Consider the following 20,426-nt stretch of genomic DNA (forward strand, 5'->3'; position numbering starts at 1 on the left):
GTCGCTGTGGAGATTCTCTCAGCGGCGCATTTCTTATCTCTGCCTCGACTCACATCCAGATGGGCCCGACACGATGCGATCGACGATCAATCTACCTGTTGCCACAACTCTGATGCTTCTCATCGCAGGCTGTAGCGGGGGCAATGAAACTCCGCAGACGTCGAATACCGCGACACCTTCTACGCCAACACCTGCGACCGAGAATACGCAAGTTGCGGACAGCAACTCGCCAATTCGAACCGACGACAAGGGGCAGAAATGGCTGGGGGATGTCCCATTTGATGTTTATGACGTCTTCTTTGACGATCCGGTTGCCGTCATCAGTAATGATGCTGCGGTGATGGTCGCAGGAAATGCAGGAACCTCAGCAACGGGCGGGACAGCGACTCCTGTTGCTGCTTCTGGAATGGGAAGCGGCGGAGCGGGATCGGCTCCTGCGACGGCGCCGACTCCGGTCGCAGCAGGGGCGACGGACTGGAACAGTTTGATCACTACGGACACGATTCAGAATGAAGTGAAGTCGATTCGCAATGAACTGACTCGGATCATGACATCGGTCGGTTCGTACAATCGTGATTTTGCGAGTGTGCAGATTCTGGGATCGACGCTGGCTGGCCTGGCGCAGATTGGGCATGAGCATTCGGGAACTCTGCCCTGGAAACAGAAAGCGATCCTGCTGCGAGATCTGGCGGGCAAGGTGAGTTCCGGGGCCTCGGGAGTTGGACGCGACCCGTATGATAAGGTGCTGCTGCCGTTTGAGCAGATCATCGTGATCCTGGATGGCGGGAATCCTTCGAATGCACCTGCACCGGATGAAAATGCGTCGGTGGCAAGCAGTGCAGATCGCGAATGGATCATGCGGCGGATGCAGAAATCGATCGATGTCTTGAAGACGTCCAATCAGAACGAGCCAGCGTTCAAAGGACAAAAGGAGCAGGCCTCTGCCGAGCTTCAGTTCCTGGCCAGTATGGGGATGCTGCTGCGTGCGCCGGACTATGTCTATGCGGATGAGAAGATCTATCAGGATTACATGAAGACGATGTCGGACATCGGAGTGGCAGCACGTTCTGCGACCGATACAGAAACGTTCGCTGCTTTTCAGGAGCAGTTCAACAAGATGAATCAGGTCTGCACGGACTGCCATAAGCAGTATCGGTTTGAGTGATCGAAGCAGAACGATGAATGACAAAAGCCCGCATGAGATGAGTCTCATGCGGGCTTAGTGATTTCTAACGGAACCCACCAAACTTGTTGCCATGGAAGTTGTTGAATCCGTTTCCGAAGTGGTGATGATGTGAGTGAAACGGGAATGGTTGAGCAGGGAAGTGAGGCTTAGACTGGCCGAACTGAAAACCAGGCTTGGCATGCCCGAAGTGTGGGCCAAATCCGCCGCCAAATTGTGGCTTGAAAAAGGACTTTTGCTGATGCTGAAATCCGAACTGTTTGTGGGCGAAATTCCCCTGATGGAAGCCGTTATTGAAGCCACCCGCATTTACCTGAGCGACGCCAAATGCAAACGAGATTGAGATGGCGAGGGCCAGGGTGGTGATAAACTTTGACATGATGTCTCTCCTGAATCTGAAAGAAAGTTGGCGTTCGTTGTGAACACTTTCTTGAGCGGAGTTTCATCGAGACTGTTACAGAGATTTTTTTGAGACGGATTTCATCATCAGAACGGCCTGATAGAATGTTTTGTGATACGCGCTCCGCAGTTCCTGAGATTCTCTTCGAATAGCTGATTTTCTCATGACGAATCCCTATGCTCCTCCCAATGCGCAGCCCGATCCAGAGCACTCCGAGTTAGGAGCAGCGTATAACATCGTTTCCGATACGATGGTCGGTTTAAACGTCCGGAAGAGTGACAATGTTTTCCAGGCGATCTTCGTCGCGATTTCCACGCTGATTTTTGCAGTCGTGGGAGTCGTTTTGTTTTTCGTATACAACACGGACCCTGATATGCCCTGGTACTTTGCCGGTATTGCTGGCGGGTTGGCGGGAATGGTCATCGGCATTTTCGGCAGCGGGATCTACCTGATGATTTATCGCTTTGTGCAGCACGTGAAGGGGAATCACCGGTAGGAGCAATAAAAAAAGGGGAGCCAAACATTCGTTTGGCTCCCCTCGATTGTCATAGGCTACGATCAAGAACTACTCAATGACTGCATCCGCTTCGACTTCGACGAGCATCTCGCTGGAGATCAGTTTGGAGACTTCAACGATTGCCATGGCGGGGCGGATCTCGGAGAAGAATTCGCCGTGAGCTTTGGCGGCATCTTCCCAGCGGGAGATGTCTGTGACATAGACGCGGGTGCGGACGACATTGGCAAGAGTTGCGCCCCCTTGCTTGAGGGCGGTTTCGATATTGAGGATGGCTTGCTTTGTCTGTGCGTAAAGGTCGTTATCGCCGACGATCTTGCCATCTGCGCCGCTGCCCGTTGTTCCCGAAACAAAGATCGAGTTTCCGACCTTCACCGCTCGAGAATAGCCGATGATCGGTTCCCACTTAGAGCCGGTAGAAATGAGCTGACGGGCCATGACGAAGCGCTTTCTGCAAATGATTGGAATGTTCAGGCAGGTGACATGTTTTGCATGATAGTGGAATGAGGTGGCAACTCAAGTGCAGTGGGGGAGAGGCGGTCGTGGGCGTTGGTTATGGAAAGAAAAAACGTCGCCTGTAGCTGGCGACGCTTAAGGTTGTGAGGTTAAGAAAATGCCGCACTTCAATAGAGACTTTGGCGGCGTAATAATGCCTGTCGCCCACCCTCATCCGTCAGCACTGTGTTAAGTAAACACCTAAGGTGTTGTGCTGACACCTTCTCCCCTCAAGGGAGAAGGGACGAAAGCAAGCCATTACGAGTACGAAGACACTGGAGTCGAGGTGTCGCCGTGGACGGCGATTTGGATGGAGCGGGCGGAGGTGGCTTTTTGCATGGTGACTCGCAGGACGCCGTTGCGCATTTCGGCTTCGACATGTTCTGCGTTGACTGGCACGGGCAGGGCGACGGTGCGTTCGATCTTGCCGAAAGGGCGTTCGCGGACCTGAAGGCGATCACCTTCCTGCAATTGCAGTTCAGGTGTGGCAGAGCGAAGGGTCAGCATGTTGCCGACGAGCGTCAGTTCAACCTGCTCGGCCGTTAATCCAGGCAGGTCGACGACGACGACGAGCGTGTCGCTGGAGTTAATGAGGTCAACGGCCGGAGTGAGTGGGCCGCCGTCGGAGCGGAACTGACGGAAGGCGTCGAGGGCTCGTTCGCCTTGTGACCAAGTCATATCGACGAGGCGGTCAATTTCCTGTTTGAACTTTTCGACGGTGTTATTGACGTTGGATGAATAGGCCATGGCTGTCTCCTCAAAGGGTAAATTCGGTCAATTGAGGTTGCCGTATCGGTAACCATTTCTTTTCAGTCACCTGAGTTCTGCCGAACTATTCCGTTCGCACTTCGATCTTTCGCGGAGGCGCTTTTGAAGCTTTAGGCAGAACGATTTCCAACACCCCATGATTCAGTTTCGCAGTTATTCGTTCGTAGTCAATCTCTTCTGTGAGAATAAACGACCTGAGGAAGTCGCCGACCTGATACTCCTGATAAAGGGGAATCGCATCGGGCGGGGGAACCTTCTGTACGCGTGCGAACAGGATCAGTTTGGCATCCTGGATTTGAAGCTCGAGTGTTTCGATCGTAACGCCAGGCAGGTCAGCCATCAGAACCAAGCCGGCATCGTTCTGGTAAATGTCGATGGGCGGATTGAACAGCAGGCGAGACGGGACGGCTGCGATCCCGACGTCGTCATCTTCGTTGCTTGACGGCTGATTGACTTTGACGGAGATCGCCTGGGATTGCGTTACCTCTCCCGACGAGGAGTGTGGAACAGAAGGCAGTTGATCCCCAGACATTTTCAGATCCTCTCACCAAACAGGAATGCTCGACCATGGCTGACAAAACGCGCTGCAACGATCGTGAATTACGCGGATCCGCCATCGCTGACGGGAATCTGGCGTGGCGTCTGCTTGGGGGTTTTTGGAATGTGGAGTTGTAAGACGCCAGCGAGGAAAGTTGCGCTCATGCGTTCGTCTTCGACATTATCGGGAAGAGAGATCGTTCGCTCCCATTTTCCGAAGCGTCTCTCGCGACGTCGATAAAGCTCTTCCGGAATATTTTGATCGGGCTGGCGGATGCCTCGAATGGTGAGCATGTTGCCGGAGATGCTCACATCCAGATCAGTTGATTTTGTACCGGGAATCTCTGCAGTGAGCAGAAACTCGTCGGGGCGTTCGTAAATGTTGATCGCAGGGTAAGGGCGATTGACCCGCAGGCTGTGGAAGCTCAGGTTCACGCTTTGCAAAAGGCGATCCATCTCCCGTTCGAGATCATGAATCGAGTTCCATGTAGATCCCCAGCGAAATACCGCCATAGTGTTTCCGAAGCTCCCTCAGACAAAAAACTTACGTCGAGAAGCGCCGTTTCCCGATACACTGAAAGACGTTGTGTCCAACTGTCAGAAATGGCGCGCGCGATCGCAGAATATGAAGTGGGCAATTTCTATTCCGTCACAACATTTCAAGATGCGTTATAGCCACATCTTGTTGACAGTTAGACAGTTACAGAAAGTCAAGTAGCTGCCTCGAAAACCGTAACTTCTTAAGACGTGTCACAACGGCAGACCCGGTAGATATTTATTGGAATCGATTGAAGGCTGTTACCATGGCGAAAAAGTCACCTACGATGGCCTTCGATCCTCAGCATGCTGTCTATGCGGGCAGTTTTGATCCCATGACTTTGGGACACCTTGATATCGCTGAACGATCGGCCAAGATTTTCAAGAAGGTGACGATCGCGATCGGCGTGAATCCGGAAAAATCGCCTCTTTTTACGCCTGATGAGCGTCTGGAAATTGCGACGACGGAACTCAAGCACCTCAAAAACGTCGAAGTTGCCTGTTTCACAGGACTAACGGTCGACTTTCTGCGTGAACGCGGAGCAGGGGTCCTGGTTCGCGGCGTGCGAACGCTGTCGGATATTGAGTCGGAATTTACGATGACGTTGGCCAATCATGCTATTGAGCCCAATGTCGAGACGGTTTTCTTTATGGCGAGCGAGCAATACACGCATATTTCCAGCAGTTTGATCAAGCAAATTGCCAAAATGGCCCGCCAGGACGTCCAGACGAAGCTGGCAGCCTTCGTGACGCCGTTTGTGGGTGAAAAGATGATGGGCAAGTACAAGATGCCACACTGAGGGAGCATCTGCGAACCTTGGCGGTTGGCATTATGTCAATTTGCAGATGAGTGCAGTGCAGTTCGCTTGAATCACCTTCACAAATCCGATATCAATATCGCTCGACACCTGTGGTCAATTCGAGCTTCACCGTTCGAACCGCTGCGGGTGACATTCCCTGGTAGCTCAATGGTAGAGCGTCCGACTGTTAATCGGCAGGTTGTAGGTTCGAATCCTACCCGGGGAGCCTTTCTGGACGGTTATGGGCCCCATGCCGTCCATGGTTAATACACGCGGGATTGTTTCCAGACTTGGAGATAATCCCGTTTGTCATTTCCGGGCAAGGGTTTGGGTCGTCTGTCCCTTCCCCGCCGCCAAAATCGAATCCCCTGTCCGGCCGCACTTCCGGAAATAACCGCATCGTGTAGGTGCCGGTGCGGGTCTCGCGGTCATTGCCGCCGCGATCAATCACCTTGATGGAATGCTGGAGCAGTTGCAACTGCTCCTCGGGCGTTGCCGAGAGCAGCAACTCGCCAATATCCTGCCAGATCTCCAGGAATGCTCTCGCGTCGTCGCTGATGCGTTCCATCGGTTTCTGCCGCCTTGCGATATCGGACAGCTTCGCCTTGATCTGGTTCTCTTCCGCCTCTAGACGCTCCAGTTCGGACTGGACGCTGGCGAGCCCTTACCCTCACGGTTTATTAGACGTCGATGACGGTCAGGCCGGTTTGTGGGGTGCCGCCGGTCACGATGACTTCGAAGTCAGCTGTCAGGTAGACATCAATTTCGCTGCGGAAGCCCATGTTTTGTTCGGGGAGGTAGATGCCGGGTTCGATGGTGAACATCGTGCCGGGGATCAGGGAGCGGCTGTCGGAGGTTTCGATATCGTCGATGTGGGCGCCGTTGCCGTGGCCTTCCTGGCCGAGGCTGTGACCGGTGCGGTGGGTGAAGAAGTCGCCGTAGCCGGCGTCGGTGATGACCTTGCGGCAGGCGCGGTCGACGGCGGCGCCGGTGACGGTTTCTTTCTTCGCGGCGGCTTGTTTGACGAGGTTCAACGCTGCGTCGCGGCCGTCGATGACGATCTTGAAGATCTCGTCGTACTTGGGATTATGATCTTTGCCGATGACGCAGGTTCTGGTCAGGTCGCTGTAGATTGAGCCCGGTTTTTTGAGCTTGGCCCACAGGTCAACCAGGAGGAGATCCCCTTTGCGGACCTTTGTGTTAGCTCCGGTGCCGGTCGTGTAGTGGGGCAGCCCGGCGTTCGCGTTGGCGCCGACGATGGCATCGTGGTCCCAGAAGAGATCGTGCTTGCGGAACTGATTGTTGATGACATTGAGGACGTCCTTCTCGTCGACTTCCCCTTTGGCTTTGATCTGGTCGGCGAGAAAGGCCCAGACGAGTTCGAAGGCTTCTTCGGTGTACTTCGAGACTTCCTGGTGACCTGCCCATTGGTCGGGGGTGAGGACGGCTTCGAATAATTGAATCAGATCGCCTGAGGAGACGACGGTCACGCCGAAGGAGCGGATAAGTTCCACGGTCCCTGCGTCGACTTTGCTGACGTACGGGATCGCGTTCATGGGGGAGTATTCCATGGCGATTTCGCGGGAGGTGGCCAGCGCTTCCTGGAGGAAGGCTTCGAGTTGCTGCCAGGCGAGGTAGATGAATTTTTTGCCAGGGAGGTGATCGAGCGCCGTCGACTCGATTTTATGCACGATCTTGACCGGCTCGCCGTGGGCGGGAACGAAGTAGAAGAAGCGACGAGTCGAGTGCTGGCCGATGGGGAATTGCAGGATGCGGGTGGCGAGAGGATTCTGGCCGCGGAAGTCGTAGAACAGCCAGCCATCGAGGCCTGCGTCGGTAAGAGCATTTTGAATCGCGTTGAGATCGAACATCGTGATATACTTCCTTGTCGGACTGATGGCGTGAGCGAAGAGTTCAAAATAGCTGGGGAACGGGGTTTGGTCTAGGGCTGTGAAACGATGATCTCTGCACAGAAAGTTTATGCGATGTTGGGAAACGAAACTCTGTGGGGAGCTGCGCAGAGAGTTCACCAGATTTTGACAGAGGCTGGCATTCCCTATGCCATTTGCGGCGGGGTGGCGACATGTTTGCATGGCTATCAACGGAATACGACTGATGTCGATATTGTGGTTGCGAAAGGCTACGTGGATACGACGAGCGAATCTCTTATTGTGGATGGGATCGCGGTTCGATTTCTGTTAGCAGCGGAGAGGGCTGGCAAGGGGCAGGCTGTTCACATTGCTGATCCTGCGGACTCTCGTTTTGTCGAGCAGATCGAGGGGTTCAGCGTCCTAAAACTCGCCAAGCTCATCGAGATGAAACTCGCTTCCGGAACGGGAAGTATACGGCGAACACACAAAGACTTCGCCGATATTGTCGAGCTGATTGTCGCGAACAAGCTGGATAAGTCGTTTTCGCGATATCTGCATAAGACTGTTCGGGAGACGTTTAAGCAGCTTGTCGATGCGGCGCGCAGTGAGTAGGTCACGTCGTGGCAATTGCTGACGTGGGAATGGACGTTCTACTGCGCGATCGCACGGCTGACACAGCCGTGGCACACAGGCGAGTTAGCGGCTCGTTGGATTATTTTGGGAGGCTAGAAGAGGCGGTTGTAGCCGTTGAGGGCGGCGACGCGGTAGGCTTCGGCCATGGTGGGGTAGTTGAAGGTGGTGGTGAAGAAGTAGTTCAAGGTGTTGTTGGGGTGTGGCTGGGACATGATGGCCTGGCCGATGTGGATAATTTCGGAGGCGTTGGCGCCGAAGCAGTGAATGCCAAGGAGTTCCAGGGTTTCTCTATGGAAGAGAATCTTGAGCATACCGACGGTCTGGCCGGTGATCTGGGCGCGGGCCAGTGATTTGAACATGGAATGGCCGACTTCGTAGGGGACCTTCATCTCGGTCAGTTCACGCTCGTTCTTGCCGAGGGAGCTGATCTCGGGACTGGTGTAAATCCCGGTCGGGATGTCTTTCGCCATGGCTTCTTTGCAGCTGCCGTGGATCATGTGCATCGCGGCGTAACGCCCTTGAACGTAGGCGGCAGAGGCGAGAGAGGGTGGTCCGATGACGTCGCCGACGGCGTAGATGTGCGGGACAGCCGTCTGGAAGTGGTCGTTGACTTCGATGTGGCCGCGCTTGTTGGGAGACATCGGAATGTTATCGAGGCCGAGATTATCTGAATTTCCCTGTCGACCTGCGGCCCAGAGGAGGATATCCGTCTTGAGCATTTTTCCGGACTTGAGGTGAAGGATGACGCCATCGTCGACTCCTTCGACGCGGTCGTACGTCTCGCTGTGGCGAATGAGGGTGCCCGAATCTCGCAGGTGATAGCTGAGGGCGTCGATGATTTCGTCATCGAGGAATTCGAGGAGTTTCTCGCGGGTGTTGACGAGGTTCACTTTGCAGCCGAGGTTGCGGAACATCGACGCGTATTCGCAACCGATGACGCCTGCACCGTAGATCGTGACTGATTGTGGGGTGTGGTCGAGTTTGAGAATCGTGTCGCTGTCGAAAACGGCGTGATGATTGAAGTCGATGTCAGCAGGGCGGAAGGGACGTGAACCAGTGGCAATGACAAACGAGCTGGCTGTGAATTCGTCGACGATGCCGGAAGGGCGATGAACTTTGATTTTGTTGGGTTCGATGAAGCTGGCGTGGCCATGGATGACGTCGACGCCGTTGCGGACGTAGAAGCCGTTGCGCATGTCGACTTGTTTGCGAATGACCGAAGACGCGCTGGCTCGCAGCTTGGGGAAGGATGGGTTCGAGTGGACGCCCATTTCACGGAACAGCGGGTTGTTGCGGATCTCGACCATGCGGGAGATCGAGTAGCGCAGCGCTTTACTTGGAATGGTTCCCCAGTGGGTACAACCGCCGCCGATTTCGACGTATTTCTCAACGACAGCGACCTGCTTGCCTTCCTTGATGGCCTGCATGGCAGCCCCTTCTCCACCCGGGCCGGTCCCGATGACGATGACGTCGTAATGTAGACTCATGGGCGCTGCGTTCTCCTTGGTACTGGCAATCGTCTTGCTGCTGGGACATAGGTCCGTCTGTTGTCGGGTGCCCGACGTGCGCGCACACTCATTGTGCATGGGAGAGGCGGACTTTTGCACTTTAGCGGGTGATCCCTCTTCCCGCAAGATTGTCTGAATGGACGCGGTCTTCTATCCAAGTCGGTGCATTTGTTAAGGGGGCGGAGGCGCTCCCTGATACTGGTGTTGTCGGTGGGGACGATGTATAGTCAGAGTGCATTTTCACACGCCCAATCCCTCGATCGATTCGTTCATGAGCCAGACCGTTCCCGCAGTGCTGACGACCTACCAGGACTGCGAGCAGTTTCTTTACCAGCGAACGAATTTCGAGCGGACCACGCCCGAGGTCAAGAAAGCTCACGACCTCAAACTCGACCGGATGCGTCTGATCCTCGCGCAGCTGGGTGACCCGCACCTGGCGATTCCGATCCTCCATGTGGCGGGGACAAAGGGGAAGGGCTCGACCTGCCAGTTTGCAGCGTCGATCCTGCAGCAAACCGGCCAACGGATCGGGCTGTTTACGTCGCCGCACATCCATCGCTTTGAAGAGCGGATGACGGTCAATGGCGAGATGATGTCGCCTGACGACATGATTGCTTTGTTGAACGAGTTCATTTCGCGCGTCTCCGAGAGCACGGAAGACCTGCTATCGTCTGCGACGTTTTTTGAAATCACGACCGCTTTGGCGTGGCTGCATTTCGTACGTCAGAAAGCCGACTATGCTGTCTTTGAAGTTGGTCTGGGCGGACGACTGGATTGTACGAACCTGTGCCAACCGGTCGTGACGGCGATTACGCGCATCGGACGCGATCACGTCAAAGTTCTGGGTGAGGAGATCTCACAGATCGCCTGGGAGAAAGCAGGGATCATCAAGCCGGGAGTTCCGGTCATCAATGCCGCGAATTCGATGGAGGCGAGGGAAGTCGTTCATCAGGTTGCCATCGAGCGAGGGAGCCCGGAGTGGGAACTGGGGAGTGATATTCGGATTGAAGTCGCGGAGTTCTGGACGGAAGCCAAGCCCACAGCGACCTTCACCGTGAGAACTCCTTACCATCAATTCGACAATCTTGAACTCTCCGTCTGCGGTGCACATCAGATCGATAACGCCGCGACGGCCGTCAGCATGATTTCGCAGCTGATGCACGCTGACTCGCGTGTGGTTCTGAGCAACGATCAGATTCGAGGCGCCGTTGTTGAGAGTCGTCTGCCGATGCGGATCGAGAAGGTTTCACTCAAGCCGATGATCATTCTTGATGTCGCGCACAACGGCCCTTCTGCAGAAGCATTGGTGCGGACGCTCAAGGGACTGTCGGTGAAGCGGAAGTATCTGCTGGTGGCCTGCAGCAAGGACAAAGAAATCGCTGAGATTCTGCAACCACTTGCGGGTTACTTTGATGAGATCACGGTCACGCGTTACCTGGAAAATCCACGAGCCACCCAGCCGTCGGATCTGGCGGAGATCTTGAAGACGTTCGAGACAACTGCGAGCATCGCGGAAAACGATGTCCCGCAAGACGCGTTAGAGGATCTGATTGCCAAGGCGGGGCCGGATGATTTGATTTGTATCTCGGGCTCGTTTTTCTTAGCGGCCGAGATGCGGGGGTATCTGGCTCGAAGGCGAGCGGATCTTTCGTGAGTTGATCACTGCACGGTTTCTGGAATCAGGTCCGGAGCCCAGATGACTGAGGTTGGTTCGACGCCGGATTTTTCGAGAAGCTGTTTGAAGTCTTCTTCTGCTTTGGCCTGTGCGTTGACGTGGCGTGAGACGCGGGCGCGGACGCCGCTTTTATCGGCGGGGGTGTTTTTGACCAGCATGACGACCTCTTCCAGCGGCATGATCCTGGTCGTCTTCTCACTCGTCAGGACGGCGAATTGATATTCAGCAATGGAGATCATCAGAGGACGTGGGTAGTCATCTGGCGACGCGGTTGAAGGTGATGAGGTGGTTGCGGATGTGGAGGCAGGGGTCGGAGCAGGCGGGACTTTATCGACGTTGAGAGGCTGATCGGATTTCGCCGATTCCTGGGCGGGCTGTTCTTTCGAATCGCCTACGCCGTTTCCGCCACCAAGTCCCGGTCCTTTGAAGAGGCTGCCGAGGATGAATGTGAGTGCAAGAACTCCGAGGAGGGCTGGGCCGGCTAGTCTTCTCATGATTCGAGCACCTTCGAGTCTGTTGTCGTGTTGTTAAGGAAGCGTGGATTGTTCCTGGAAGCCAAGGTTGGCGTATTCGAAGCGAGTCAGTGTGCCAGCATCGGCTCTCATTCGCTCCGTCACCATCGGGATTCCTTGTTCGACGGCTTGTCGCACGTCGGCACGGGCATCGCCGTAGCTGTAGAGGATAATGACGAGCCCCTTGGGTTGCGAGATCGATTTGTATAAGGAGAAGACTTGTGTGGTGAACTCCTGCGGAGTCGAGGCGCGAAACTCGACTGTCCGACTGGGCGTCTTGAGGACAATCAGATTCTGCGACGTGACGTGCATATCCCACAGGTCAGTCCGTTTGATGACCTCTTCGTATGTCAGCACGTGACGGATGATCTTGCCGGGAGAAGCCTGGGCGAGCTGCTGGGTCTGGTCTTTGGCGATCTTGGCGGTAATGTCATCGACGAAGCGGATGTTCTCAGCGGCGTCGGGGGCATTCAGCTTGTTGGCCGTGTCTTGAAATAACGAACGCAGATAGCCTGCAATCAGCTGCTGTTGTGATTGGAGCTGTCCAACGCGGTTCTCTGCGGAGGATTTCTCGAGTTCGCTCTGGTTGGCCTGGGTCTTCGCGTCTTTGAGTGCGGCTTGAAGTTCTGCCAGGAGGAGTTCCAGTCGGCTGAGCTCTTGTGACTTCGAGTCGAGTGAGCTCTTCTCTTCGGACAGCTTGGCTTCCACGCGCGTCGACGACTGTTTGACGAGCATGAACTGTGCGAAGACGACGATCAGAAGCAGGTCGAGCAGCGGCGTTAATTGGAGGGTGATTCGTTTACGGGAAGCGATCATGACTGGGACTCCTGCGAGTGGAGTCGATGGCTCATGGAGAGTTCACGCTTTACGCGGCCGATCATCAGGCGGACTTGTTGCTGCAGTTCTGTCAGGCGCACAAAGTTTGGTTCCAGCAGGCTGTTGAGAAACATGAGGACGATCGCAGCAGACAGGCCCGCGAAGGTCGACCAGATCGAATCGCCGAAGCGAGTCACGATGTTATTGAGCGTTGTTTCCGCGCTGACAGCCGCTGATTGCTGGAGGGCAGAGCCGATCGCGAGGACGGTTCCGAGTACGCCGGCGAGCGGGTAGGCTTCAATCATTGAGCGACACAGGTTGTAGACGGTCTCGAAGGCGAGTGAGCCGAGGTAATAGCGTTTCTCATCAAGAACGCTGATTCGCATGAGCAGGGTGCGTCGATCCGTGTCGCGAGAGGGATCTTCCAGGACGTCGCCGACGTCTGCGAGAAAGGCATCGATCTGATCCGACTTGTGAGCATGACGATCGAGAATGCTGCGGTTGGAGAGCTTGCGGGTGAAATCATCGAGCATCGAAGAGATCCGACTCCACTTCCACGATGCCCAGATTTTCAGAATGAGCATCAGGAACAGGTGCGCTCCAAACACGGCCACGATGACAGTTGTCGAGATCGAGGAGAGGTAGACAAGAAGGTCGGCCGTGGGCATCAAGGTCGCTTTCACAGAGTCGAAGCGGAAAGAAGGTTGTCAACGCGAAGGCGCGAAGACGCAAAGGAAGCCAGACTGACGATAGCTTTTTACCGTGAAGTTTGACAGGTTATTTGTCACCGAAAAGCAGATTCTTCAGCGGTAGGTGCGCCGTAACGAACGTGAACTGGAAGGAATAGTAGGGTGCTGGTGAGGCTTTGCGAACCGCACCAAATACGCCCTCGTAGGCCAAGCGACTTTGTGAGCACATTTGGTGCGGTTCGGAGACTCACCGGCACCCTACACCGGAATACGTCTACGCTCGTTCGAGAATATACAGCACGTTCTTGGCGCGCAGGTTCGGGGCGAAGGGGCGTTCGGTGTTTCTGGTGCCGATGATCGGGATTTCTTTGACGATTCGGAATGCTCCCTGGATGGCCAGATCGCGGAAGTCGTGCATCGACATGAAGTGGATGTTTGGCGTGTTGTACCACTGATACGGCAGCTGCTGAGTGACTGGGGCGCGGCCTTGCAGCAGCACCTGGAGACGGACCTGCCAGTGGCCGAAGTTGGGAACGACGACGATTGCCATCTTTGCGACCCGCAGGATTTCTTCGAGCAGTTTGACGGGGTGACGGACCTGCTGGAGGGTCTGGCTGAGAACTGCGAAGTCGAAACTGTCGTCGGGGATGTCAGAGAGACCTTGATCAAGGTCCGCACGAATGACTGGCAGGCCTTTTGAGACAGCCGAGACGAACTCATCCTGCTCGACTTCGACTCCCAGAACATCGCATTGATGCTGGTCCCGCAGCGTGACCAGCAGACGCCCGTCGCCACACCCCATGTCGATGACGCGCGTACCGGGAGTGATGTGGGCCTTGATGATCTTATCCGTCAAGACCGCAGAGGGGTCCGGCATGCAGTAGCGTTTACGGGGCATTGCGGAATCTTCACCACAAAGGCACCAAGAACACAAAGGGGCACGAAGATGATTTGTGAAATTTGGTGTTCTTTGAGTCTTAGTGGTTAACTGGTTTTGGATTGACTGTCCTGATACGCCGAAGACAAAAACGGCACCATGAACTCCGTCAGCTGGGCGATTTCGATCAGGAAGGCGTCGTGGCCTTTGGTGCTGTCGAGTTCGAGGTAAGTGACGTGTCGTTTGGCGCGGATCAGGGACTTGATGAGGGTCTTGCTTTGTTCGCTGGGGAACAGCCAGTCGGTGGTGTAGGAGGCGATCAGGAAACGGGCTTTGCTGTGGGCGAAGGCGTTTTCGAGCGTTCCGTGGGCTTCTGCGAGATCGAAGTAGTCCATCGCGCGTGTCAGGTACAGGTAGCTGTTGGCATCGAAACGCTCGACGAAGCGTTTGCCCTGGTAGTGCAGGTAGCTTTCGATCTGGAATTCGGTTTCCTGTTGAAGCTCGAAGGCGAACGAGGTTCCGTTCTGGAGGCGTCGGCCGAACTTGGTTTCGATCGAGCTTTCCGACAGATACGTGATGTGGGCGATCATCCGCGCGAGGGCCAGGCCGAAGCGGGGAGGGTTACCGGTCTTGTAATACTCGCCGTTCTGGAAGTTGGGGTCTGCGTAAATGGCGCGACGCCCGACGGCGTTGAAGGCGATGCCTTGCGCGCCGAGCTTCGCAGCCGATGCTAAAATCACAGCGGCTTTGAGCATATCGGGATAGCGGACCGCCCATTCGAGGACCTGCATCCCGCCGAGCGAGCCGCCGACCGCTGCGAGAAGCTTCGTCACGCCGAGGTGCTTGAGCAGTTCGACGTGAACCTCGACCATGTCCCCAATCGTGATGAAGGGGAAGGAGAGCCCCCAGGGCAGGCCGGTCGCAGGATTCGTACTGCGCGGGCCGGTCGTCCCCTGACAGCCGCCGAGGACGTTGGCACAGACGACGAAGTACTTATTCGTGTCGAGCGTCTTCCCGGGACCGACCAGAGCATCCCACCAGCCGGGCTTGCGCTGATTGGCATGCCAGCCAGCGACGTGTGCATCACCGGTCAGCGCGTGACAGATGAAGATGGCGTTGTCTTTCTCGGGTGTGAGTTGGCCGTAGGTTTCGTAGGCGACTCGAATCGGTCCGAGGAGTTGCCCGCCGTTGAGCTTCAGTTTCTCCGAGCCAGCGAAGAGCTCGACAAATTGCGTCGTCACCAATCCACACGACACAGGATCAGCGGGCGTCTCATTGGACGCTGCTTCACTTTCGTCTTCATCATTAACGGTCGTTGGAATGGCGGTCACGAATTGCAGCTATGAAAGAGAGAAAAGGGCGTGATTAAGAAGTCTGAAGGGATACGAACGGGGAAAGACGGATGTTATTGATGTGTGCCACGGCTGTGTCAGCCGTGCTGAAGTGGACGTTCAGTGCGCGATCACACGGCTGACACAGCCGTGGCACACGGGGACACATCTATTATCCGTGGCGGCTCGAACTTGGCAAGCAAGCCGGATACTTGGAACATCAGGTGATGGCGAGAAACTCGCTGGCGCGTTGTTCGATGACCTTGATGCAGTCGAGCCAGAACTCTTCTTTGGTGATGTCTCGTCCGAGGGCTTCCTGGACTGCCTGCTCGCAGGTCATCTGGCCGGACAGGTAGAGGAACTTGTCGAGACGTTCCGGGAAGTTGTCCATTGTCTGACTGACGTGGAACAGGCCTTGAGACAGGAGATAACCGAAGGTGTACGGGAAGTTGTAGAAAGGATAAGAGCCGATGTAGAAGTGGAGCTTGGAGATCCAGAAAGTCGGGTTGTAGCCATCGTCTGCGAGGGTATTGACGTAGGCTTCTTTCTGGGCTGAGGCCATCAGTTCGCTGAGTTCGTCGGCGTTGAGTTCGCCGTTGACTCGTTGCTTGTAGAAGTTGTCTTCGAAGATGTACCGGCAGTGGATATTCATCAGGAACGCGACGGCGTCCTGCAGCTGGTGATTGAGAATCTGGGCTTTCTGCTCGGTCGTGGTCGCCATTTCCAGGAAACGCTGGCCCATGACCGCTTCGCCGAAGGTCGATGCGGTCTCGGCGAGGGTCATCGGATAGTCCTGCAGGACGGTCGGCAGGTCTCGCATGACGTAGGTGTGGTAGGCGTGGCCGAGTTCGTGGGCGAGTGTGGAAGCGGAGTCCATGGTGTCGAGGTAGGTCATGAAGATCCGGGAAACACCTTTGCCCGGTAGACCGGTGCAGAAGCCTCCCTGACGTTTGCCGGGGCGGTTTTCTGCTTCGACCCATTTCTCGGTCAGAGAGAGCTTCGCGAAGTCGCCCAGCCCGGGTGAGAAGTCATGGAAGGCATCGATGATGATGTCGCAGGCTTTATTGTAAGTCAGTTTTTCCTGAGAAGCCTCATGGGGCAGGGGGGCGAGCAGGTCGTACCAGCGGAGCTGATCGATGCCGAGGATCTGCTGTTTGCGTTGGAGAAAATCGACCAGGCAGCTCTTTTTCTTCGCGATGGCTGACCACATGGAGGTCAGCGTCTCGCGCGACAGGCGGCTGAGCTTGAGGGGTACATCGAGGTGATCGGTCAAGCCGGCGCGTCGATAACGGGTCAATCGTGAGCCCGCCATATGATTAAGGGCTGCCGAACACGACGGGCGAATGGAGTTCCAGGCTTTTTCAGACGCATAGAAGTTATTTTCACGCACGCTGCGTTCGGGCAGGTCGTAAGAGATTTGGCCGGGGGATTTCTCGACCAGCTGCCCTTTCTCCATGACCGTGATTTTGAGACGACCGGAGAGGTTGTCGTACAAACGCGACCAGGCATGAATACCATCGAGGTCGATTTCAGCGAGCAGGTCTTCGAGTTCCGGCGCGAGTTTGAGGTTTTGGAGTTCTTGCAGATACGTGAAATAAGGAAGCAGATCTTTTCTGGACTTTCCCTCGAAGGCCGTTTTCAGATCTGTTTGGGTCAGTTGGGAAAGGCCGGCCTGGACCTGAATATCGACTTTCTCGCGTTCACTTCTCAGACGGGCGATTTCTGCTTCAGCGCGTCGGACTTTTTCAGACAAGGGATTGTCTGCGGAATAACACTCGACAGCGGAACCGAGGTCTGTCAGCAGAGTGACACTCTTCAGGTACAGTTCCAGAAAAGTCTCGTTCGCGACGAGTTTGGCGAACGACTGATCCGCGATGGAAGCCTTTAACTGACTGCCAAGACTGCGAAAATCCGTCTCCAGGGCCTGAAGATTCGCTGCGAATTCCTTTTCGAGTGGTGAGTACCCGAAGGCGTTCAATTCCCAGTTTTGTGGATACGTCGAAGCAGCGGCGGTCGGAGGCGTCATAACAGGGCCAGTCTTTCCATTCCCGGGATTGTGTACGCACTTACGGATTGTCTTTGGCGAGAATAGGAGCAGATGGCGATTGAAATCAAGCGAGGACCACTTGCACCAGTGAGGAGTGATTTGACGGGATCGTCAAATAAAGTGTTGCGTTGGCGATCAATTTTCGATGGAATCTGAACAGGATTTTCTCTTTGCACATCCGACATTCGAGAGACCACCGATCAACGGGCATCGACAACTCCGGTTTGAATTCTGACCAAAGAAACGAATTCAACTGGATTTTACGATCCCTGTCCAGTCGTTATAATCGACAGGGCATCATGAATCATTCGGACCTTATGGACAGGAACCAACCATGGCGGCAGCAAACAAAAGACTCGACATTCAAGAAGTTGGCGATGTCACGATTGCAAGTTTTCTCGATAAGAAAATTCTCGATGAAAACAACATTCAAATGGTTGGTGCTGAGCTGTTTGGGCTGGTGGAAGAAGATGGTCGCATGCGAATCATCCTCGACTTCACCAACGTCGAATATCTCTCCAGTGCCGCGCTCGGCAAGCTGATCACGATGGAAAAGAAGGTCAAAACCGCAGGCGGAAAACTTCGTCTGTGCGGAATTCGCCCCGAAATCTACGAAGTCTTCGCGATCACCAAACTCAACAAGCTGTTTGACATCAAAGACACCCAGGAAGACGCCTTGCGTGGGCTGTAACGGTGAGGGGGCGGCTTAAGTTTGCGTATTATCCGGCCTCATTGGCCCGCGAAGTAAATGCAGATTTGACGAAGCTCCAACAGTCGACATAGCATTTAATACTGGTGATCGGTTACGACCTTGTTGGACGTACCCTGCAACCTGAAGGGCTCTGTTCCGCTGGCTGGCCCTGTTGTCTTCCAGCGATCATCTCCTGACACCAACAGAAGTGACCTGATCATGACGAAACCTGTGGACCATCAATGGGTGATCCCCAGTGATACCGCGGCGGGGCAGGAAGTCCAGGAATCGATCATCAAGCTCCTGGAGCAGAACGATTTCTCCGATCGCGATGTCTTTGGAATGCGTCTGGCCCTTGAAGAAGGGATCGTCAACGCCATCAAGCATGGCAATCGTATGGACATTTCCAAGAAGGTCCACGTCGATTGCAAGCTGTCGGAGGATCATGTTCGCGTTGTGATTCGCGATGAAGGCCCTGGCTTCAAGCCGGAAGAAGTGCCCGATCCGACCGCTGATGAAAACATCGAACGCCCTTGTGGCCGCGGAATCATGCTGATGCGGGCGTTTATGTCGCTGATTGAGTACAATGACAAAGGCAATGTTCTGACCCTCGAAAAACGCAAAGAGTCGTCGGAAGTGAAACAGTAGTTTTGTCAGAGCTGCGTCCGTCAGGAAACGGGATCGACGAACAGATATTATTGTTGCTTAATCGCTATTGCTGCCGCGTTGCGCTCCTTTTCAGTCGCGGCTCTGAAATACAGAATAGAAATCACTCATGGCTCATCCTGGCGCTCGCGAACCTCTGGCTGCTCCGACGATCGAACTGACCACCGGCTGGCATTGCCTGCATATTTATTATCAGGTCGATGCGGCGGCACTGGCGGCGATTCAGCCGGGGAAACGCGAGCAGGGGATTGAGGAGCTGACGCAGATTCTCGACCCGGCCCGAGAAGGAGCACCGCTGCGTTTGCAGACCTCGGTCGCGACCGGGCATCGGGCGGATCTGGGGCTGATGATCATGGATACGAATCCGCTCAAGATCGATGGGATCACGCAGGCGATTCGCAGCTCGTGCCTGGGAACTGCCCTGAAACCGACTTATTCGTTCGTCTCGATCACCGAGATCTCGGAGTACGTTCCGACCATCGAGCAATACAGTGAACGCCTTCGTCTGGAAGGGACCAGCCCTGACGATCCGATGTTCGCCGCGAAGGTCAATGCTTACTCACAGCGTCTTCCTGCGATGAACCAGCAGCGGATCTACCCGGAGTTTCCTAACTACCCGATCTGCTGCTTTTACCCGATGAACAAAATCCGCGACCCGCATGCAAACTGGTTCCTGCTCCCCTTCAGCGAGCGATCGCGACTGATGTCTGAACATGCGACCTCGGGAATCAAGTTCGCGGGCAAAGTTTCCCAACTGATCACTGCGAGCACTGGTTTCGACGAATGGGAATGGGGTGTGACGCTGTGGAGCCGATCGCCGGAGTACATCAAAGATATCGTGTACACAATGCGGTTCGACGAGGCATCTGCCCGGTATGCGGGATTCGGGCCGTTTTACGTCAGCTACATCATGTCGGCCAAAGAGGCGCTGACGCATCTGCGGATTCTGGAGCAGGAATAGTCGTTCGTAAGTGACACCGGACCGTCGAGCCGTAATCGAGTCCCGCCATGCTCACAGCTTTGGGCTGTCTTTTATACACAAGTCTGTGAACAGGGCACCCGACATACTTGGTTCCCTGTGTCAACCACAAGATATTGGGCATTAGTCGTACTTTGAGGCCCAAGGATTTGTGGTTCCCAACTTGTGTATAAAAGACAGCAGCTTTGGGTGAGCATGCTGCTTTTTTCGAGTATTAAGCGCCCGGTTCATGCTTGCTCAAAGCCGCAAGCATGTCACATTGTCAACCTACCGATGAAACACTTAGGCTGACATCTTGTAATCAGCTTCTTCTGCGACTTGTTCGTTTGTTGTCGTTTCAACGTGAACGTTTTTCAGAATCCGTTTGCCGTCGCGAGTCAAGCGGTAACAAAGGCCGGCGTTGCGGTCGACGACGTCGATTTCGAGCAGGCCTGAGGCGACGAGGCGGCCGTGGATTTTGCTGACCTGGGCTTCGTCCAAGCCGAGCGTGTCGCCCATGCGTTTCTTCCAGGGCTGGGTGGCGCGCTTGCGGCCTTCCGCCGGCTCGGCAGACTCGTCTTCTGCGGCCTCGGCTGTGGGAGTTGGATCAACGCTGTCCGGAGTTTCTTCGGCGGTTTCCTGCGCGTAACACGCCAGGACCTGTTCCCAGCCGTCGATGCCATCGAGAAGAAAGAGGTCGTCCATACTGAGGTGTATCGACCTCCCGGTTCGTCACGATCAGATTGGCCTGCGTCCCGCGCAGGATGCGCACGACTGTCGAATTGCGCGTAACCGAGAGCGACCACGTATCGGGATGAGCTTCGCTAATCGTCACAGCTTAACTTTTCTGGGACAGTCGTGATCCAGGATGAGATTTTGTACGTTATATTGATTGCCCTCTGATCGTAATGACAGTCC

23 protein-coding genes and 1 tRNA gene are annotated in these 20,426 nt (G+C 55.1%); 9 read left to right on the plus strand and 15 right to left on the minus strand.

What is annotated here, in order from left to right:
* The first annotated feature begins 73 nt into the window (after nt 1–73).
* Complete coding sequence (locus tag SH248x_RS06605; RefSeq protein ID WP_459557726.1) at nt 74–1,165, plus strand: hypothetical protein; 1,092 nt, start codon at nt 74–76, stop codon at nt 1,163–1,165.
* Between the two features lie 64 nt (nt 1,166–1,229).
* Here the strand turns inward: SH248x_RS06605 and SH248x_RS06610 are convergent, their stop codons facing one another.
* Nucleotides 1,230–1,562 (minus strand): hypothetical protein, encoded by a 333-nt coding sequence (locus SH248x_RS06610; RefSeq protein ID WP_459557728.1) that lies wholly within the window; start codon nt 1,560–1,562, stop codon nt 1,230–1,232.
* Nucleotides 1,563–1,746: 184 nt separating this feature from the next.
* On the opposite strand from SH248x_RS06610, the gene SH248x_RS06615 reads away from it, so the two are divergent.
* A complete protein-coding gene (locus SH248x_RS06615; RefSeq protein WP_459557729.1) occupies nt 1,747–2,079 on the plus strand; it encodes a hypothetical protein in 333 nt (110 codons plus the stop codon).
* Nucleotides 2,080–2,148: 69 nt separating this feature from the next.
* Here the strand turns inward: SH248x_RS06615 and SH248x_RS06620 are convergent, their stop codons facing one another.
* From SH248x_RS06620 to SH248x_RS06635, 4 genes are all read right to left on the minus strand, one after another.
* A complete protein-coding gene (locus SH248x_RS06620) occupies nt 2,149–2,535 on the minus strand; it encodes a RidA family protein (RefSeq protein WP_459557730.1) in 387 nt (128 codons plus the stop codon).
* A 315-nt stretch (nt 2,536–2,850) separates the two neighbouring features.
* Nucleotides 2,851–3,339, minus strand: a complete 489-nt coding sequence (locus SH248x_RS06625) for an Hsp20/alpha crystallin family protein (RefSeq protein ID WP_459557731.1) — start codon at nt 3,337–3,339, stop codon at nt 2,851–2,853.
* Nucleotides 3,340–3,424: 85 nt separating this feature from the next.
* Entirely contained in the window at nt 3,425–3,892 is a 468-nt protein-coding gene (locus SH248x_RS06630; protein WP_459557732.1) for an Hsp20/alpha crystallin family protein, read from the minus strand.
* A 68-nt stretch (nt 3,893–3,960) separates the two neighbouring features.
* Nucleotides 3,961–4,410, minus strand: a complete 450-nt coding sequence (locus tag SH248x_RS06635; RefSeq protein WP_459557733.1) for an Hsp20/alpha crystallin family protein — start codon at nt 4,408–4,410, stop codon at nt 3,961–3,963.
* A 290-nt stretch (nt 4,411–4,700) separates the two neighbouring features.
* Here SH248x_RS06635 and coaD point away from each other — a divergent pair, with 290 nt between their 5' ends.
* Nucleotides 4,701–5,234, plus strand: a complete 534-nt coding sequence (coaD, locus tag SH248x_RS06640) for a pantetheine-phosphate adenylyltransferase (protein ID WP_459557734.1) — start codon at nt 4,701–4,703, stop codon at nt 5,232–5,234.
* A 154-nt stretch (nt 5,235–5,388) separates the two neighbouring features.
* A tRNA-Asn gene (locus SH248x_RS06645) sits at nt 5,389–5,460 on the plus strand.
* Here SH248x_RS06645 and SH248x_RS06650 read toward each other — a convergent pair.
* A complete protein-coding gene (locus tag SH248x_RS06650) occupies nt 5,449–5,802 on the minus strand; it encodes a hypothetical protein (protein ID WP_459557735.1) in 354 nt (117 codons plus the stop codon). The genes SH248x_RS06645 and SH248x_RS06650 overlap by 12 nt on opposite strands.
* 112 nt (nt 5,803–5,914) lie before the next feature.
* On the minus strand, nt 5,915–7,105 hold the full coding sequence (locus SH248x_RS06655; RefSeq protein ID WP_459557737.1) for a M24 family metallopeptidase: 1,191 nt from the start codon (nt 7,103–7,105) through the stop codon (nt 5,915–5,917).
* Between the two features lie 87 nt (nt 7,106–7,192).
* Between SH248x_RS06655 and SH248x_RS06660 the strand changes: the two genes are divergently transcribed.
* Nucleotides 7,193–7,717, plus strand: coding sequence for a DUF4211 domain-containing protein (locus tag SH248x_RS06660; RefSeq protein WP_459557738.1), 525 nt, complete (start codon nt 7,193–7,195; stop codon nt 7,715–7,717).
* A 113-nt stretch (nt 7,718–7,830) separates the two neighbouring features.
* Here the strand turns inward: SH248x_RS06660 and sthA are convergent, their stop codons facing one another.
* Nucleotides 7,831–9,225: a Si-specific NAD(P)(+) transhydrogenase gene (sthA, locus tag SH248x_RS06665; RefSeq protein WP_459557739.1), complete on the minus strand. Its 1,395-nt coding sequence runs from the start codon at nt 9,223–9,225 to the stop codon at nt 7,831–7,833.
* A gap of 292 nt (nt 9,226–9,517) precedes the next feature.
* Between sthA and SH248x_RS06670 the strand changes: the two genes are divergently transcribed.
* On the plus strand, nt 9,518–10,900 hold the full coding sequence (locus tag SH248x_RS06670; protein ID WP_459557740.1) for a bifunctional folylpolyglutamate synthase/dihydrofolate synthase: 1,383 nt from the start codon (nt 9,518–9,520) through the stop codon (nt 10,898–10,900).
* A 5-nt stretch (nt 10,901–10,905) separates the two neighbouring features.
* Here the strand turns inward: SH248x_RS06670 and SH248x_RS06675 are convergent, their stop codons facing one another.
* The 6 genes from SH248x_RS06675 to SH248x_RS06700 form a co-directional block, all read right to left on the minus strand.
* Entirely contained in the window at nt 10,906–11,415 is a 510-nt protein-coding gene (locus tag SH248x_RS06675) for a hypothetical protein (RefSeq protein WP_459557741.1), read from the minus strand.
* Between the two features lie 33 nt (nt 11,416–11,448).
* On the minus strand, nt 11,449–12,249 hold the full coding sequence (locus tag SH248x_RS06680; RefSeq protein WP_459557742.1) for a hypothetical protein: 801 nt from the start codon (nt 12,247–12,249) through the stop codon (nt 11,449–11,451).
* Nucleotides 12,246–12,917, minus strand: coding sequence for a MotA/TolQ/ExbB proton channel family protein (locus SH248x_RS06685; RefSeq protein ID WP_459557743.1), 672 nt, complete (start codon nt 12,915–12,917; stop codon nt 12,246–12,248). Before SH248x_RS06685 ends, SH248x_RS06680 begins: the two co-directional genes overlap by 4 nt.
* A gap of 295 nt (nt 12,918–13,212) precedes the next feature.
* Nucleotides 13,213–13,836, minus strand: coding sequence for a class I SAM-dependent methyltransferase (metW, locus tag SH248x_RS06690; protein WP_459557744.1), 624 nt, complete (start codon nt 13,834–13,836; stop codon nt 13,213–13,215).
* A gap of 86 nt (nt 13,837–13,922) precedes the next feature.
* Nucleotides 13,923–15,146 carry a homoserine O-acetyltransferase family protein gene (gene metX / locus SH248x_RS06695; protein WP_459557746.1) on the minus strand — a complete coding sequence of 408 codons (1,224 nt, stop codon included), beginning with the start codon at nt 15,144–15,146 and terminating at the stop codon, nt 13,923–13,925.
* Nucleotides 15,147–15,366: 220 nt separating this feature from the next.
* Nucleotides 15,367–17,172: a M3 family oligoendopeptidase gene (locus SH248x_RS06700; protein ID WP_459557747.1), complete on the minus strand. Its 1,806-nt coding sequence runs from the start codon at nt 17,170–17,172 to the stop codon at nt 15,367–15,369.
* 355 nt (nt 17,173–17,527) lie between these two features.
* Here SH248x_RS06700 and SH248x_RS06705 point away from each other — a divergent pair, with 355 nt between their 5' ends.
* The 3 genes from SH248x_RS06705 to hemQ all read left to right on the plus strand — a co-directional run bounded on the left by SH248x_RS06705 (nt 17,528) and on the right by hemQ (nt 19,511).
* Entirely contained in the window at nt 17,528–17,884 is a 357-nt protein-coding gene (locus tag SH248x_RS06705) for an STAS domain-containing protein (protein ID WP_459557748.1), read from the plus strand.
* Between the two features lie 219 nt (nt 17,885–18,103).
* Entirely contained in the window at nt 18,104–18,532 is a 429-nt protein-coding gene (locus SH248x_RS06710; protein WP_459557749.1) for an ATP-binding protein, read from the plus strand.
* Between the two features lie 127 nt (nt 18,533–18,659).
* Nucleotides 18,660–19,511, plus strand: coding sequence for a hydrogen peroxide-dependent heme synthase (hemQ, locus tag SH248x_RS06715; protein ID WP_459557750.1), 852 nt, complete (start codon nt 18,660–18,662; stop codon nt 19,509–19,511).
* Nucleotides 19,512–19,811: 300 nt separating this feature from the next.
* Here the strand turns inward: hemQ and SH248x_RS06720 are convergent, their stop codons facing one another.
* A complete protein-coding gene (locus tag SH248x_RS06720) occupies nt 19,812–20,213 on the minus strand; it encodes a hypothetical protein (RefSeq protein ID WP_459557751.1) in 402 nt (133 codons plus the stop codon).
* Nucleotides 20,214–20,426: the final 213 nt, after the last annotated feature.

Source organism: Lacunimicrobium album (genome assembly GCF_052161635.1).
GTDB lineage: Bacteria > Planctomycetota > Planctomycetia > Planctomycetales > Planctomycetaceae > SXPC01.

What these genes read in the sequence shown, in the direction of transcription:
- metW (WP_459557744.1), bottom strand. Translation starts at nt 13,836, where the DNA reads ATGCCCCGTAAACGCTACTGCATGCCGGACCCCTCTGCGGTCTTGACG.
- SH248x_RS06660 (WP_459557738.1), top strand. Translation starts at nt 7,193, where the DNA reads ATGATCTCTGCACAGAAAGTTTATGCGATGTTGGGAAACGAAACTCTG.
- coaD (WP_459557734.1), top strand. Translation starts at nt 4,701, where the DNA reads ATGGCGAAAAAGTCACCTACGATGGCCTTCGATCCTCAGCATGCTGTC.
- SH248x_RS06675 (WP_459557741.1), bottom strand. Translation starts at nt 11,415, where the DNA reads ATGAGAAGACTAGCCGGCCCAGCCCTCCTCGGAGTTCTTGCACTCACA.
- SH248x_RS06625 (WP_459557731.1), bottom strand. Translation starts at nt 3,339, where the DNA reads ATGGCCTATTCATCCAACGTCAATAACACCGTCGAAAAGTTCAAACAG.
- SH248x_RS06650 (WP_459557735.1), bottom strand. Translation starts at nt 5,802, where the DNA reads ATGGAACGCATCAGCGACGACGCGAGAGCATTCCTGGAGATCTGGCAG.
- SH248x_RS06720 (WP_459557751.1), bottom strand. Translation starts at nt 20,213, where the DNA reads ATGGACGACCTCTTTCTTCTCGATGGCATCGACGGCTGGGAACAGGTC.
- SH248x_RS06635 (WP_459557733.1), bottom strand. Translation starts at nt 4,410, where the DNA reads ATGGCGGTATTTCGCTGGGGATCTACATGGAACTCGATTCATGATCTC.
- SH248x_RS06705 (WP_459557748.1), top strand. Translation starts at nt 17,528, where the DNA reads ATGGCGGCAGCAAACAAAAGACTCGACATTCAAGAAGTTGGCGATGTC.
- SH248x_RS06670 (WP_459557740.1), top strand. Translation starts at nt 9,518, where the DNA reads ATGAGCCAGACCGTTCCCGCAGTGCTGACGACCTACCAGGACTGCGAG.
- SH248x_RS06655 (WP_459557737.1), bottom strand. Translation starts at nt 7,105, where the DNA reads ATGTTCGATCTCAACGCGATTCAAAATGCTCTTACCGACGCAGGCCTC.
- SH248x_RS06610 (WP_459557728.1), bottom strand. Translation starts at nt 1,562, where the DNA reads ATGTCAAAGTTTATCACCACCCTGGCCCTCGCCATCTCAATCTCGTTT.
- SH248x_RS06710 (WP_459557749.1), top strand. Translation starts at nt 18,104, where the DNA reads ATGACGAAACCTGTGGACCATCAATGGGTGATCCCCAGTGATACCGCG.
- SH248x_RS06630 (WP_459557732.1), bottom strand. Translation starts at nt 3,892, where the DNA reads ATGTCTGGGGATCAACTGCCTTCTGTTCCACACTCCTCGTCGGGAGAG.
- SH248x_RS06620 (WP_459557730.1), bottom strand. Translation starts at nt 2,535, where the DNA reads ATGGCCCGTCAGCTCATTTCTACCGGCTCTAAGTGGGAACCGATCATC.
- SH248x_RS06680 (WP_459557742.1), bottom strand. Translation starts at nt 12,249, where the DNA reads ATGATCGCTTCCCGTAAACGAATCACCCTCCAATTAACGCCGCTGCTC.
- hemQ (WP_459557750.1), top strand. Translation starts at nt 18,660, where the DNA reads ATGGCTCATCCTGGCGCTCGCGAACCTCTGGCTGCTCCGACGATCGAA.
- sthA (WP_459557739.1), bottom strand. Translation starts at nt 9,225, where the DNA reads ATGAGTCTACATTACGACGTCATCGTCATCGGGACCGGCCCGGGTGGA.
- SH248x_RS06605 (WP_459557726.1), top strand. Translation starts at nt 74, where the DNA reads ATGCGATCGACGATCAATCTACCTGTTGCCACAACTCTGATGCTTCTC.
- SH248x_RS06615 (WP_459557729.1), top strand. Translation starts at nt 1,747, where the DNA reads ATGACGAATCCCTATGCTCCTCCCAATGCGCAGCCCGATCCAGAGCAC.
- SH248x_RS06700 (WP_459557747.1), bottom strand. Translation starts at nt 17,172, where the DNA reads ATGACGCCTCCGACCGCCGCTGCTTCGACGTATCCACAAAACTGGGAA.
- SH248x_RS06685 (WP_459557743.1), bottom strand. Translation starts at nt 12,917, where the DNA reads ATGCCCACGGCCGACCTTCTTGTCTACCTCTCCTCGATCTCGACAACT.